Origin of the sequence: Nocardia sp. CA-151230, assembly GCF_050942175.1 — a bacterium.
GTDB lineage: Bacteria > Actinomycetota > Actinomycetes > Mycobacteriales > Mycobacteriaceae > Nocardia.
In genome coordinates this window covers 1,327,111-1,341,810 of sequence record NZ_CP192061.1, presented here as the reverse complement: position 1 = coordinate 1,341,810, position 14,700 = coordinate 1,327,111, and the positions used below count along the sequence as shown (strand labels likewise).

Annotated in this window: 13 protein-coding genes and 1 rRNA gene; 1 reads left to right on the top strand and 13 read right to left on the bottom strand. The window is 64.8% G+C overall.

Annotated elements, in window-relative coordinates:
- Positions 1–225 precede the first annotated feature (225 nt).
- From ACQP1O_RS05895 to ACQP1O_RS05880, 4 genes are all read right to left on the bottom strand, one after another.
- Positions 226–1,741, bottom strand: a 16S ribosomal RNA gene (locus tag ACQP1O_RS05895).
- Between the two features lie 439 nt (positions 1,742–2,180).
- A complete protein-coding gene (murA, locus tag ACQP1O_RS05890; RefSeq protein WP_364623179.1) occupies positions 2,181–3,443 on the bottom strand; it encodes a UDP-N-acetylglucosamine 1-carboxyvinyltransferase in 1,263 nt (420 codons plus the stop codon).
- 10 nt (positions 3,444–3,453) lie between these two features.
- Positions 3,454–4,047 carry a cob(I)yrinic acid a,c-diamide adenosyltransferase gene (locus ACQP1O_RS05885; protein WP_433564856.1) on the bottom strand — a complete coding sequence of 198 codons (594 nt, stop codon included), beginning with the start codon at positions 4,045–4,047 and terminating at the stop codon, positions 3,454–3,456.
- A gap of 9 nt (positions 4,048–4,056) precedes the next feature.
- A complete protein-coding gene (locus ACQP1O_RS05880) occupies positions 4,057–4,479 on the bottom strand; it encodes a DUF2550 family protein (RefSeq protein ID WP_433567592.1) in 423 nt (140 codons plus the stop codon).
- A gap of 1,134 nt (positions 4,480–5,613) precedes the next feature.
- Between ACQP1O_RS05880 and ACQP1O_RS05875 the strand changes: the two genes are divergently transcribed.
- Entirely contained in the window at positions 5,614–6,705 is a 1,092-nt protein-coding gene (locus tag ACQP1O_RS05875) for an NAD(P)-dependent alcohol dehydrogenase (protein ID WP_433564855.1), read from the top strand.
- A 120-nt stretch (positions 6,706–6,825) separates the two neighbouring features.
- Here the strand turns inward: ACQP1O_RS05875 and ACQP1O_RS05870 are convergent, their stop codons facing one another.
- The 9 genes from ACQP1O_RS05870 to ACQP1O_RS05830 form a co-directional block, all read right to left on the bottom strand.
- Positions 6,826–7,203 (bottom strand): F0F1 ATP synthase subunit epsilon, encoded by a 378-nt coding sequence (locus ACQP1O_RS05870; protein ID WP_433564854.1) that lies wholly within the window; start codon positions 7,201–7,203, stop codon positions 6,826–6,828.
- Positions 7,204–7,209: 6 nt separating this feature from the next.
- On the bottom strand, positions 7,210–8,640 hold the full coding sequence (gene atpD / locus ACQP1O_RS05865; RefSeq protein ID WP_157388301.1) for a F0F1 ATP synthase subunit beta: 1,431 nt from the start codon (positions 8,638–8,640) through the stop codon (positions 7,210–7,212).
- Between the two features lie 18 nt (positions 8,641–8,658).
- Positions 8,659–9,627 (bottom strand): F0F1 ATP synthase subunit gamma, encoded by a 969-nt coding sequence (locus ACQP1O_RS05860; RefSeq protein WP_433564853.1) that lies wholly within the window; start codon positions 9,625–9,627, stop codon positions 8,659–8,661.
- A 57-nt stretch (positions 9,628–9,684) separates the two neighbouring features.
- Positions 9,685–11,322 carry a F0F1 ATP synthase subunit alpha gene (gene atpA, locus ACQP1O_RS05855; RefSeq protein WP_433564852.1) on the bottom strand — a complete coding sequence of 546 codons (1,638 nt, stop codon included), beginning with the start codon at positions 11,320–11,322 and terminating at the stop codon, positions 9,685–9,687.
- Between the two features lie 63 nt (positions 11,323–11,385).
- Entirely contained in the window at positions 11,386–12,195 is an 810-nt protein-coding gene (locus ACQP1O_RS05850) for a F0F1 ATP synthase subunit delta (RefSeq protein ID WP_433564851.1), read from the bottom strand.
- A gap of 19 nt (positions 12,196–12,214) precedes the next feature.
- Complete coding sequence (locus ACQP1O_RS05845) at positions 12,215–12,772, bottom strand: F0F1 ATP synthase subunit B (protein WP_433564850.1); 558 nt, start codon at positions 12,770–12,772, stop codon at positions 12,215–12,217.
- A gap of 26 nt (positions 12,773–12,798) precedes the next feature.
- Positions 12,799–13,044: an ATP synthase F0 subunit C gene (locus ACQP1O_RS05840; RefSeq protein WP_040856073.1), complete on the bottom strand. Its 246-nt coding sequence runs from the start codon at positions 13,042–13,044 to the stop codon at positions 12,799–12,801.
- Between the two features lie 75 nt (positions 13,045–13,119).
- Positions 13,120–13,845 (bottom strand): F0F1 ATP synthase subunit A, encoded by a 726-nt coding sequence (atpB, locus tag ACQP1O_RS05835; protein WP_433567591.1) that lies wholly within the window; start codon positions 13,843–13,845, stop codon positions 13,120–13,122.
- Positions 13,846–14,261: 416 nt separating this feature from the next.
- Positions 14,262–14,699, bottom strand: a complete 438-nt coding sequence (locus ACQP1O_RS05830; RefSeq protein WP_433564849.1) for a hypothetical protein — start codon at positions 14,697–14,699, stop codon at positions 14,262–14,264.
- Between the last annotated feature and the right edge of the window lies 1 nt (position 14,700).

Below are 14,700 nucleotides of genomic sequence, written 5' to 3'. Positions count from 1 at the left end.
GAGATCCGAGCGGATCGTTTTTTTGCCTGGAAAGAACGCCTGTTCTTTCAGGACCCAATAGTGTGTCGGTATATTCACCGCGCTCGAAGACATGGCTTCGAACATGATGCGATGAAGATTGTCAGCGTTCCACCCATGAGCTCCGCTGGAAGACAGTTGCTTCCAAAACGGCTCTGGCACAGCAGCTCTCGACTCTTCGAGGCGTCTGTGCGAGATGCTCCTTAGAAAGGAGGTGATCCAGCCGCACCTTCCGGTACGGCTACCTTGTTACGACTTCGTCCCAATCGCCAATCCCACCTTCGACGGCTCCCTCCACAAGGGTTAGGCCACCGGCTTCGGGTGTTACCGACTTTCATGACGTGACGGGCGGTGTGTACAAGGCCCGGGAACGTATTCACCGCAGCGTTGCTGATCTGCGATTACTAGCGACTCCAACTTCACGGGGTCGAGTTGCAGACCCCGATCCGAACTGAGACCGGCTTTAAGGGATTCGCTCCACCTCGCGGTATCGCAGCCCTCTGTACCGGCCATTGTAGCATGTGTGAAGCCCTGGACATAAGGGGCATGATGACTTGACGTCGTCCCCACCTTCCTCCGAGTTGACCCCGGCAGTCTCTCACGAGTCCCCGCCATTACGCGCTGGCAACATAAGATAAGGGTTGCGCTCGTTGCGGGACTTAACCCAACATCTCACGACACGAGCTGACGACAGCCATGCACCACCTGTACACCGACCACAAGGGGGGCCATATCTCTATGGCTTTCCGGTGTATGTCAAACCCAGGTAAGGTTCTTCGCGTTGCATCGAATTAATCCACATGCTCCGCCGCTTGTGCGGGCCCCCGTCAATTCCTTTGAGTTTTAGCCTTGCGGCCGTACTCCCCAGGCGGGGTACTTAATGCGTTAGCTACGGCACGGATCCCGTGGAAGGAACCCACACCTAGTACCCACCGTTTACGGCGTGGACTACCAGGGTATCTAATCCTGTTCGCTACCCACGCTTTCGCTTCTCAGCGTCAGTTACTGCCCAGAGACCCGCCTTCGCCACCGGTGTTCCTCCTGATATCTGCGCATTTCACCGCTACACCAGGAATTCCAGTCTCCCCTGCAGTACTCTAGTCTGCCCGTATCGACTGCAAGCTTGCAGTTGAGCTGCAAGTTTTCACAATCGACGCGACAGACCGCCTACAAGCTCTTTACGCCCAGTAATTCCGGACAACGCTCGCACCCTACGTATTACCGCGGCTGCTGGCACGTAGTTGGCCGGTGCTTCTTCTACAGGTACCGTCACTTGCGCTTCGTCCCTGTCAAAAGAGGTTTACAACCCGAAGGCCGTCATCCCTCACGCGGCGTCGCTGCATCAGGCTTGCGCCCATTGTGCAATATTCCCCACTGCTGCCTCCCGTAGGAGTCTGGGCCGTGTCTCAGTCCCAGTGTGGCCGGTCACCCTCTCAGGTCGGCTACCCGTCGTCGCCTTGGTGAGCCGTTACCTCACCAACAAGCTGATAGGCCGCGGGCCCATCTCGCACCAGTAAACCTTTCCAACCCGGACCATGCAGTCCAGGCTCATATCCGGTATTAGACCCAGTTTCCCAGGCTTATCCCAGAGTGCAAGGCAGATCACCCACGTGTTACTCACCCGTTCGCCGCTCGTGTACCCCGAAGGGCCTTACCGCTCGACTTGCATGTGTTAAGCACGCCGCTAGCGTTCGTCCTGAGCCAGGATCAAACTCTCCGTTGAAGACTCTAGAAACACCCGAAGGTGAATCAGAAGTATCTCGAACCAGAGTCCGAAAACCTAGCAAAAATAGCCGGCTGGAAATTAGCCGACTTAAATGTCCGACCCTCACACGGGGGGTGAGAATCGGAACCAAATTTCAAAATTTGGCACTGACATTCATCAACACACTATTGAGTTCTCAAAGAACACACGCACACACGATCTCCCGGGCTCTTAGTCCCGCTCGATCGTGAGGCAACTTTCAAAGCTTAGCCCCGTCCGCACAGCAGAACCAAATCCGCTGGTTGGCTGGGAGCTAGTGTGATCATCAGGCGAAGCTCGTCTCACCGGAGTCGGTGTCCGTGTCGCTCTGACCTGGAATAAGTTACGTGTTGGTTGTTCGCATGTCAAATCGCCTGTTCAGGACGGGTTTTCGCGAACCCGTCCCGACACCGGCTGTTCAGTCCGCGGTTCCGACGCGTTCGATCCGGGCTCCGAGCGAGCGCAGGTTCTCCACGAAATCCGGGTAGCCACGGTCGATGTGGAAGACATCGTGGACCTCGGTGACACCGTCGGCGACCAGACCCGCGAGCACCAGACCCGCGCCGGCGCGAATGTCCGACGACCACACCGGCGCCGAGGACAGTCGCGGAATCCCGCGCACCACAGCGTGATGCCCGTCGGTGCGGGCATCCGCGCCCAGGCGGATCATCTCTTCGACGAAGCGGAAGCGCGCTTCGAAAATGTTCTCGGTGATCATCGAGGTGCCGTCGGCGATCGCGGCCAGGCCGATGGCCATCGGCTGCAGATCGGTGGGGAACCCGGGGAACGGCAGGGTCGAGAAGTTCACGGCGCGAGGGCGATCCGCCTGCACCACACGAAAACCATCCGGTTCGAACGAGATTCGCGCGCCCGCGGAGCGCAGCTTGTCCAGCACCAGGGACAGGTGCTTGGGGTTGATGCCGGTCACCCGCACGTCGCCGGTGGTCATGGCGGCAGCGATACCCCAGGTCGCGGCGACGATGCGGTCGCCGATCACCCGGTGGGTGGTCGGCGACAGCTTGTCCACGCCCTCGATGGTCAATACCGAGGTGCCCGCACCGGAGATCTTCGCGCCCATCCGCGCCAGCATGTTGCAGAGATCCACGATCTCGGGTTCACGCGCGGCATTGTCGATGACCGTCTCCCCCTCGGCCAGCACCGCGGCCATCAGGATGTTCTCGGTCGCGCCGACCGACGGGAAGTCCAGGCGAATCCGGGCGCCCTGCAGCTCCTCCGCGCGCGCCACCAGGCAGCCGTGCTCGATCTCGGAGGTCGCGCCCAGCAGTCGCAGACCGGCCTGATGCATATCCAGCGGGCGCGAACCGATGGCGTCACCACCCGGGAGCGCCACCACAGCTCGCTTGCAGCGCGCCATCAACGGACCCAGCACACATACCGAGGCACGGAACTGGGTGACGGCCGGGAAGTCCGCGTGGTATTTCGGTTCCGGCGGCGTCGCGATGGTCACGGTCTCGTGGTCGACGGTGACGTCACATCCGAGACCGCGCAGCACCTCGGCCATGAGCGGCACGTCGAGGATGTCCGGGCAGTTCGTGATGGTGGTCGTCCCCTCGGCCAGCAACGCGGCGGCCATCAGCTTGAGGACGCTGTTCTTCGCGCCGCCTACCGCGACCTCACCGACGAGCCTGCTGCCCCCGGTCACCAGAAACCGTTCACTCACGGGGGTCAGCCTAGTGGTCCTCTCTCGCGCTCGCGGCGTCTCCGCCCGGCCGCCAAAGTATGTCGCCGTCCGGATTGGCGACCCGGCCGAGGATGAACAGCAGGTCGGACAGGCGGTTGAGGTATTTGGCGGGCAGCGCGTTCGTGTCGTCCGGGTGCGCCGCGACCGCGGCCCACGCCGACCGCTCGGCGCGTCGCGCCACGGTGCGGGCGGTGTGCAGCAGTGCCGCCAGCGGTGTGCCGCCGGGCAGGATGAACGAATTCAACGGCGCCAGAGGCTCATTGAACTCGTCGCACCACTTCTCGAGGCGGTCGATGTAGACCTGGGTGATGCGCAGCGGCGGGTACTTGGGCTCCGCGACGACGGGCGTGGACAGGTCCGCGCCGGCGTCGAACAAATCGTTCTGTATGGAACGCAGCACAGCGAGCATCCGCTCGTCCGGCTGCCCGAGCGCGATGGCGACACCCAGCGCGGCATTGGTTTCGTCACAGTCGGCGTAGGCGATCAGCCGCGGGTCGGTCTTGGCCACCCGCGAGAAATCGCTCAGCCCCGTGGTGCCGTCGTCGCCGGTCCGCGTGTAGATCCGCGTCAAGTGAACGCTCACAGGGTCACACTATCCGGCGCGGCGGCGGCGAATTCGCTCGGAGGGGCGGGATTCCACCCAGGACAGGAAGGCGGCCATGGCGCCGCGGTCGAGTGCCAGCTCGTAGCGGTGGTCACCGTCGGAGACCTGGACGATGACCTCGTCGGTCATGATGTCGTACTCGTCGTCCTGCGGGGACCGCCGCGGGCCCACCTCGATGGCGAGCCGGCGCATGGTGGAATCCGGGCCGAGCTTGAGGCTGGAGAGTTTGTAGAAGAGGAGCGTGTCCTCGTCGTAACGGATCAGGCCGTGCCGCCAGCCCCCGCCGTGGCCGCGGGCGGGCAGCACGCGCAGCAGGGCGGCGGTTCCGCCGCGGCGCAGCATCACCAGGCGATACGTCGAGGCCAGGGCCAGGCCGACCAGCAGCAACACCAGAATGATCAGAAGCCACATCCCGGTTTGCAATGCCGCTCCGTCCCTTCACATCCGCGTTGCTGTCGATCACTGACCGGCCGACGGCCGGGCCCCGCTATCGGTCGATAGTAGCGACCGCGGAAACGCGAAGTCCGGCCATCCACCGAATGTGACGTATGCGCTGATCAGCAGGGTGCAGAAGATATATCCACCCATGGTGAACGGCTCACCGTAAAGCACCAGGTTGCCGATGTAGGTCGAGCAGTCGACCGCGACCGCCACAAACGAGCGCGGCTGGGCGGTAGCCGCTGTACCCGTTCACTGCGAGGGTCTCGTCCGTCCAGCCGACGCTGCCATGGGGGCCGGGAACCTCGTTGTAGCGCTTGTGGGGATTCCTGGCCGTTGTCGTCGGGGCGCTAGAGATCCAGCATCAGCAGGGTGGCGGCCTGGCCGGGCCCGAGCGGCATGCCCTCGGACAGCCCCGAGGTCGGGGCAATGGCGCCGAGCTGATTGTTCGGAATCACCTGCGCCATGTCGGTCGTCTCCCCGCCGCTGTCTGTTCCACCGACATCCACCTGGCAGCCGCCACATAGCCGGGGCCGATCTTGATCGAGGCGGTCGGGCCGTCCGGGTCCACGCTGGTCACCCCGGTGGTCCAAACATCGCGGTACAGCGAGGTGTCACCCATGGGCCCGCTGATCTCGTCCGAACCCGAACACCGCCGCCGCGATCAGCGCCATCCCACAGGCCCTGCCGGCCCGGGCACGAATTCCCTTGCCGTACATACGATCCCTTCCATCGGTGATCTCGACCACCGAGACCTGACGCCGCGCGGCTCATCAACCCCTCGCCCATCGTGCGGTGCGCATTCATGGGCAACGCGATGTGCAGGTGCAGGCAACGCGGGGTGCGTGGAGGTCGAGCCGAAGGTGCTGGAATAGCCGGTGCTTTGCCGAATGCTTCAGATCGCATTCGGGCACCGGCGAATGCATTTATCCACATTGGGTAGCCAAGGTCTCAATTGCGGCGCAGGGCATCCGAATATCTCGGCCGCTTACCAGCTCCCGGCGGGAAGAGCCGAACGTGCGACCCGCTGAGCGGGATCGACGATGGCCGTAAACTGGAACACGTTCTTATGCTCCGGACAATTGGGATGTCTTGGAAGGAGATTCCGTGGAAATTACCGCTGCGGTGGCCCGGGGAGCGGACGTGCCGTTCTCGATGGAGACCCTCACCCTGGAGGAACCGCGACCGGACGAGGTCCTGGTGCGTATCGTCGCGTCCGGGGTCTGCCATACCGACCTGGTCACCAAGGGCGTGTTTCCTGCCGATTTGCCGATCGTGCTCGGGCACGAGGGCGCCGGGATCGTCGAGCAGATTGGCTCGGAGGTAACCGGAATCGAAGTCGGTGACCATGTGCTGCTCACCTATGCCAGTTGCGGAACCTGTTCGCGATGCGCCGACGGGCTTCCGCCCTATTGCGAGAATTTCGTCATTCTGAACACCTCGGGCGGACGCGCGGACTTCACCTCGCCGCTGAGCAGCAATGGCGAACGCGTGATGGGCGCGTTCTTCGGGCAATCGAGTTTCGCCACCCACGCACTGGTGCCGGCGCGCAGTGTCGTGGTGGTCGACAAGGACGTGGACCTGGTGGCCACCTCCCCGTTCGGGTGCGGTGTGCAGACCGGTGCGGGCGCGGTCGCCAATGTCATGAAGCCGGGGCCGAACGACTCGCTGGCGATCTTCGGCGTCGGCGGCGTGGGGATGGCGGCCCTCATGGCGGCCCGTGCCATCGGCGCGGGAACCATTGTCGCCATCGACCTTTCCGCCGATCGGCTGGCCGTGGCCAAGGAGCTCGGCGCGGACGTCACCATCGACGGCGCGGCCGAGGACGTGGTGGCGCAGATCGTCGCGGCGACCAACGGTGGCGCGAACTTCGCGCTCGACACGACCGCCCTCAATGCCGTCATCGCCAAGGGCCTGGAGGCGTTGGCCCCCATGGGCACCCTCGTGCTCGTCGGACTGGGCGAGGCCAGCATGGACCTCGAAATCGGCCACCTCACCGGCAACGGCAAGGCCGTCCGGGGCTGCATCGAGGGCAGTGGTGATCCGCAGCAATTCATTCCGCAACTGCTGCGATGGCACGCCGAAGGCAAGTTCCCGATCGAGAAGATCAGCAAGACCTACGCATTCACCGATATCGACACCGCGGTCGCGGACGCCCACCACGGCACCACGATCAAGCCCATTCTCGCCTTCCAGTGAGAACGACGCACTCGCGCGCGGCTGGTGCCGGGCGCGAGTGCGGGTCGGTGTGAACGCGAAAAAGCGGCGGCCCCAGGGATTTTCCCTGGGACCGCCGCTCTTGGTTTCAGCGCCGGAAGGCTACGCAGAGGCCGCCTTCTCGACCGCCCGCAGCTGGCCCTGTGCCTTGGCCAGCGCGGCCGGGCTCGCATCCGGGTCGGCGACAACGGCCTTGGCGGCCGCCTCGTCGATATCGAAGGCGAAATCGGCGGATTCGGCCAGCACGCGCACCGAAGTGGCGGTGACCGAGAAGAACCCGCCGTGCACGGCCACGACCACACGCTCGTCGTCGTCGGACACGATGGTCACGGTGCCGCCCTCGACCAGCTGCCCGAGCAGCGGTTCGTGGCCGGCCAGGATGCCGATCTCACCCTCCGTGGTCTGAGCCGAGACGAACTTCGCCCGGCCCGACCACAGCAGCCGCTCGACGGCGACCAGATCAACTGACATATCCGCCATGGTGGACTACTTCCCGGCGATCTTCTTCGCAGCAGCCTCGACGTCGTCCAGGCCACCGCAGGAGTTGAACGCCTGCTCCGGCAGGTGGTCGAACTCGCCCTTGCAGACCCGATCGAAGTCGTCGATGGTCTGCTCCAGCGGCACGACGGAACCCTCCTGGCCGGTGAACTTCTCGGCCACGATGAAGTTCTGGCCCAGGAACTTCTCCAGGCGACGGGCGCGACCGACGAGGACCTTGTCCTCTTCGGAGAGCTCGTCCATACCCAGAATCGCGATGATGTCCTGGAGTTCCTTGTACTTCTGCAGGATTCGCTTGACCTCGTTGGCCACCCGGAAGTGACGCTCGCCGACGATCGATGCCTCGAGGATTCGCGAGGTCGACGACAGCGGGTCGACGGCCGGGTAGATGCCCTTCTGCGAAATCGGACGCGACAGCTCGGTGGTGGCGTCCAGGTGCGCGAAGGTGGTGGCCGGCGCGGGGTCGGTGTAGTCGTCCGCGGGCACGTAGATCGCCTGCATCGAGGTGATCGAGCGGCCACGGGTCGACGTGATGCGCTCCTGCAGCTGACCCATCTCGTCCGCCAGGGTCGGCTGGTAACCGACGGCCGAAGGCATACGACCCAGCAGGGTCGAGACCTCGGAACCGGCCTGGGTGAAGCGGAAGATGTTGTCGATGAACAGCAGAACGTCCTGGTTCTGGACGTCGCGGAAGTACTCGGCCATGGTCAGGGCCGAGAGGGCGACGCGCATACGCGTCCCCGGCGGCTCGTCCATCTGGCCGAAGACGAGGGCGGTGTCCTGGAGGACGCCCATCTCTTCCATTTCCAGGTGCAGGTCGGTGCCCTCACGGGTGCGCTCACCGACGCCCGCGAACACGGACGTACCGGAGAACTCACGCGCGATACGGGTGATCATCTCCTGGATCAGAACGGTCTTGCCGACACCGGCACCACCGAACAGACCGATCTTGCCACCCTTCACGTACGGGGTGAGCAGGTCGATGACCTTGATGCCCGTCTCCAGGATCTCGGTCTTACCCTCGAGCTGGTCGAAGGCGGGCGGCTGGCGGTGGATGCCCCACTGCTCGCCGTCGCGGCCCAGGCCGGGGGTGTCGAGGCAGTCGCCGAGCGCGTTGAACACGTGGCCCTTGACGACGTCACCGACGGGCACCGAGATCGGCTTGCCGGTGTCGCGCACCTCGGCGCCACGGATCAGACCGTCGGTCGGCTGCATCGAGATGGTGCGAACGATGTTGTCGCCCAGGTGCTGCGCGACCTCGAGGGTCAGGGTCTTGGCCACGGACGCGAGCGCGATGTCCACGTTCAGGGCGTTGTACAGGTCGGGAATGGAACCGCGCGGGAACTCGACGTCCACGACGGGTCCGATGACGCGGGCGACACGGCCTGTGCCGACCCGGGTTTCAGTAGCTGCGGTCATTGGTTCTCTTCCTGGGCCTTAGTCGCGGTCCGAGCTCGACGCCAGCGCGTTGGCGCCACCGACGATTTCCGTGATTTCCTGCGTAATCTGTGCCTGGCGCAACGAGTTCGCGGTCCGGGTCAGCGAGTTGACCAGTTCCGTGGCGTTGTCCGTCGCGGCCTTCATGGCGGTGCGGCGCGCAGCCGACTCCGATGCCGCCGCCTCGAGCAGCGACGAGTAGATCCGAGTGTTGACGTACTTCGGCAGCAGCGCGCCCAGCAGGCGATCCGCGTCCGGCTCGAACTCGTACTGGGCGACCGGCTGCGAGTTTCCGTCGGTGAAGCTGTCCGGACCCATCTCGAAGTTCTCGTCCACGAACGTCACCTGGATCGGCGCCAGGCGACGCACCTCCGGCTGCTGCGACAGCATCGACACGAAACGCGTGTAGACGATGTGCAGTTCGTCGACGCCGGCCATGGTGCCGACCCCGTTCGGGGACGCCACCTCACCGTCGGATCCGGCCATGAACGCCTCGACCAGGTGGTTGCACGCGGCGGACGCGTCCACGTAGTTCGGCTGCTGGGAGAAGCCCAGCCAGGAACCGTTCACGGTGCGACGGCGGAAGGTGTAGTACGTCAGGCCCTTCGCGCCCATCACGTACAGCACCGGCTCCTTGCCCTCGGTGCGCAGCGTGGTCATGAGCTCCTCGGCGCGCTTGAGCACGTTGGAGTTGTAGCCACCGCACATACCGCGGTCGGAGGTGATGACCAGAACCGCTGCGCGGCGGGCGTTCTCACGCTCGGTGAGCAGCGGGTGGTTGAGATTGCCGCTGGCGCTGGCCAATTCGGCGAGCACCTTGGTGATCTCTTCCGCGTACGGCTTGGCGGCGGCAACGCGGGCCTGCGCCTTGCTGATTCGCGAGGTCGCGATCAGTTCCTGGGCCTTGGTGATCTTCTTGATCGAGCTCACGGAACGAATACGGGAGCGAAGTTCACGCACGCTTGGCATTAGCGGTTCACACTCCCTTCATTCGTCGATTCGGTCATTCGCATGTGCTCGTCTCGATTACTTCTCGACGTGCTTGCGGGTGACGGAAAGAGACTCGACCTCTTCGTGGTCCAGCTGGCCGGCCTCGGCCTCGACGACGCGGGTGCCGTCGGACGCCAGGAAGCCCTGCTTGAACTTGTCGGTCGCGGCCTTGATGGCGTCGGCGGCCTCGCCCTCGAGCACCTTGGCGCCGCCCTGCAGGGCGTCGAAGGAGGACTGCACGCTGGCGTGCAGGCTCTCCAGCAGCTCGGAGTTGAAGCGGCGGATGTCGCCGACCGGGACGGAGTCGTAGTAGCCGCCGTCCACCAGGAACAGCGAAACGACCTGGTCCTCGACCGAAACCGGAGCGTACTGGTCCTGCTTGAGCAGCTCGACCCAGCGCGCGCCACGCTCCAGCTGGGCCAGCGAGGCGGCATCCAGGTCGGAGGCGAAGGCGGAGAACGCCTCGAGCTCACGGTAGGAGGCCAGCTCCAGACGCAGCGAACCGGAGACCTTCTTCATGGCCTTGGTCTGCGCGGCGCCACCGACTCGGGACACCGAGATACCGACGTTGATGGCCGGGCGGACACCCTTGTTGAAGAGGTCCGACTCCAGGAACACCTGGCCGTCGGTGATGGAGATGACGTTGGTCGGGATGAACGCCGAGACGTCGTTGGCCTTGGTCTCGATGATCGGCAGACCGGTCATCGAGCCCGCGCCCAGCGCGTCGGACAGCTTCGCGCAACGCTCCAGCAGACGCGAGTGCAGGTAGAAGACGTCACCCGGGTACGCCTCGCGGCCCGGCGGGCGGCGCAGCAGCAGCGAGATGGCGCGGTAGGCCTCGGCCTGCTTGGACAGGTCGTCGAACACGATCAGGACGTGCTTGCCCTGGTACATCCAGTGCTGGCCGAGGGCCGAACCGGTGTAGGGGGCCAGCCACTTGAAGCCGGCGGAGTCCGACGCGGGCGCCGCGACGATGGTGGTGTACTCCATCGCGCCGTGCGCCTCGAGGGCGGACTTCACACCCGCGATGGTGGAGCCCTTCTGGCCGATCGCGACGTAGATGCAGCGCACCTGCTTCGACGGATCGCCGGTGGCCCAGTTGGCCTTCTGGTTGATGATGGCGTCGATGCAGACCGCGGTCTTACCGGTCTTGCGGTCGCCGATGACGAGCTGACGCTGGCCGCGGCCGATGGCGGTCAGGGCGTCGATGGCGGTGATGCCGGTGGCCATGGGCTCACCGACCGGCTGACGCTCCAGCACGGTCGCGGCCTGCAGCTCGAGCACGCGGCGCTCGTCGGCCTCGATCTCGCCCAGGCCGTCGATCGGCGCGCCCAGCGGGTCGATGACGCGGCCGAGGAACTTGTCGCCCACGGGAACCGAGAGCACGTCGCCGGTGCGGCGGACCTGCTGGCCCTCTTCGATGGTGTCGAACTCACCCAGGATGACGGCACCGATCTCGGTGTCCTCCAGGTTCAGCGCCACGCCGAGGACGCCGCCCGGGAACTCCAGCAGCTCGTTGGCCATCGCGGACGGCAGGCCGCTGATGTGGGCGATACCGTCGCCGGTGTCGGTGACGACACCGACCTCTTCGATGGAGGTCTCGGGGGTGTAGCTCTGGGTGTAGCTCTCGATCGCGCTACGGATCTCATCGGGGGAGATCGTCAGCTCCGCCATGTTCTTCCTGCTCTCGCTGTGGTCTCGAATGTCGGTGTGTTACTGCGCTTCTGGCGTTTGTCTCTAAGCGAGAGACTGACGCAAGCGCTGGAGCCGCCCGACGGCGCTGCCGTCGATCAGGTCGTCGCCCACGCGGACGACGACGCCGGCCAACAGGCTCGGGTCCTCTTCCACGTGCACCGTGATCGGCTTGTCGTAGATGCGCTGCAGCGACGCGGCGAGGTGCTCGCGCTGCTGCGGCGTCAGGGCCACCGCGGCGCGCACGTGCGCCACGATCTGCTCCCGGAGCGAAGCCGCCAGGTCGGACAGCTCGTCGATGGCCGCGCCGGCATCACCCTTGTGGCGCAGCACGGCCTGCTCGGCCAGCTGCAGGGTGATGTCCTCGACCTTGCCCGCGAGCAGACGCTGCACCAGGGCACGCTTGGCTTCCGCCGGCTTGCCGTGGTCCTGCAGCGCCTGCTCCAGGTCCGGGTTGTCGTCGATGATCCGGGCCAGCCGGAACAGCTCGTCCTCGACCGCGGTCAGGCGGCCACGCTCGTCCGCGGCGCGCAGCAGCGCTTCGCGGCCGAGCAGGACCAGCGTGTCGACCAGATCGCGGGCCCGCGACCAGTCCTGGGCCACCGCCGTGGTCAGCACGGCCAGGGTGGTGCCGCTGATCTTGCCGCCGAAGACGCGTTCGGCCAGCTCGGCGCGTGCCGAACTCGACACCGACTTATCCGCGAGCGCCACACGCAGCGAACGCTGGTCGTCGAGGACGGCGACAACGGCGAACAGTTCCGACCCCGTAGTAGCCGCGACGGTGTCGCTACCGGTCAGAGCGGCCCGAAGAGCTTCCCGCGCACGGGAACTCGCCTCGCGGCTCGCTGCGTACATGCTTCCCACTTTCGGCTCGTTACCTTCCGACCCCGATGCCGGCGTTCGCATCCAGTTCCGCGAGGAACCGGTCGATCGACGCCGCCTGCTTGGCCTCGTCGGCCACCGACTGACCGATCATCTTCTCGGCCAGGTCGACCGCGGTACGGCCCAGCTCGGACCGCAGCTCGGTCACGATCTGCTGGCGCTGTGCCTCCAGCTGCGAGTGACCGGCGGCCACGATGCGGTCGGCCTCGGCCTGCGCATCGGCACGCATCTGCGACAGGATGGCCGCACCCTGGGTGCGGGCTTCCTCACGGATACGGGCAGCCTCGAGGCGAGCCTCGGCCAGCTGCTCCTGGTACTGCTGCAGGGTGGCCTGCGCCTCGGCCTGCACGGCCTCGGCCTTGGCGATACCGCCCTCGATCTTCTCGGAACGCTCGTCGAGCACCTTGGTCAGGCGCGGGACGACGTACTTGGCGAAGACAAAGGCGATAACGATGAAGACGACCGCAGACCAGAAAATGTCATACGGCTCCGGGATGAGGGGGTTCACGTCGGAAGACCCCTCAGCCGCGAGCAGATAGGTGCTGTTCATCGTTGATTCCTAGTCTTGGGCCGGAATCAGAAAATGAAGCCGGCGACGAGACCGATCAGCGCCAGGGCCTCGGTGAACGCGATACCCAGGAACATGTTGGTCCGGATGGTGCCCTGCAGCTCGGGCTGACGGGCGATGCCCTCGATGGCCTTACCGACAACGATGCCAACACCGATGCCGGGGCCGATCGCAGCGAGGCCGTAACCGATGGCGCCGAAGCCCTTGGACTTGGACTCGGCAACTTCAGCAGCCAGGTACGAGAGGGTGCTCATGTGTGTTTCATTCCCTTTCTGTCGCCCACCCGCCGGGCGGCGTGGAAGGCAGGTTTGTGATGTTGGTGCGGTCGGTCAGTGAGAGTCGGCGTGCTGCGCCAGACCGATGTAGACAGCGGTCAGCAGCGCGAACACGTACGCCTGCAGGAAAACCACCAGCAGCTCGAAGAGGGTGAAGCCGAGGCCCGCGAGCAGCGAGAACGGCGAGAACACCTTCATCCAGGAGACGGCATCGAACAGGAAGAACTGGGTGGCACTGAAGAACAGCACCAACATGATGTGGCCGGCCAGCATGTTCGCCAGAAGACGGACGGTCAGCGTGAACGGGCGCAGCACGAAGGTCGAGATGAACTCGATCGGGATCAGCAGCAGGTGCAGCGCGGCCGGCACATCCGGCACCACGATGGACGAGCGCATGTACTTCAGGAAGCCGTACTTCTTGATGCCCACGTAGTTGAAGGTGACGTAGGCGACGACCGCCAGCACCAGGGGCATGCCGATTCGCGCGTTCGACGAGATGTTCAGGCCCGGAATGACACCCGAGAAGTTCAGGAACAGCACGGTGAAGAAGATCGACGCGATCAGCGGGAAGAACTTCTTGCCGGATTCCTTGCCGAGCACCTCGTCGCAGATCTGCTCCTTGACGAACACCAGACCGGTTTCGGCGACATTCTGGAGTCCGCGCGGAACCAGCTGCGGCCGACGGAAAGCGGCAAACATCACAGCCAGGAGAACGACCGACATGAGGATGCGAATCAGCATCAAACGGTCGAGCTCGAAAGGCGTCCCCTCGAACAGCACTGCTGGAGGGAAGAAGTCGTTGAGTGACGGCGCGTGGAACTCGCCCGCCAAAATGGTGACGCTCAGCGTTCTCTCCCGTGGTCGGCCGCAGGAGATAGTTTTCTCCTGCGGTTCGATCGGACATTGACGATCTGGTGGGTCGACTCAGGTCGGCTCGAAGTTCGTCAGCAGCTGTGGCATCACGCCCTGGCGTCTGTACGCGCGTCGGCGACATCGTCGACGGTGCAGAACCGCGACCCGACAGGGTCCGGTACGGCTGTAAGCATAACCTGCTCTCAAGCGGGCCTCAGCGGACCCCCCTGTTGATTCGGTTGGCTACAGGTAAAGAGTTTATCAAGTTATCTACGACAATGCGTAGGGGGTCGCGGAAACGCGTGACGAACGGTGTTTCGCGAGGTCGCCGCGGGGATCCCGGGCTACAGGTCGCGGTCCACCTGCACGGTCGGAACCCGTTGGCGCAGAAGACCGTACGTCTCCGCGCCCAGCACGATGAGCAGCGCGCCGACCACGGTGCAGAACAGGGCACCGCGGCTGTAGAAGTCGTACTGCTGGAGCACTGCGACGACAATCACTGTCAGCAGCAGCTTTCCGACCCAGCTGCCGAGCAGCACGATGCCCTGCAGGCCGGATTCGATCTTCGCGCTGAACAACACCGACGCGGCGGTGGTGAGGATGAAGGCGCCACCCAGGGCGGCGCCGATCAACGCGCCCCACAGGCCGGGTAGGCCCGCGAAGACGGTCGAGAGGATGGCCGAAACCACAACCAGCACAGCCAAACCGGCGATGCCATAGCGCAGTGCCGCGCGCAGCGGGGCGTCGGGACCGGGATCGAAAGGCGTGCTCACGATCAGCAAC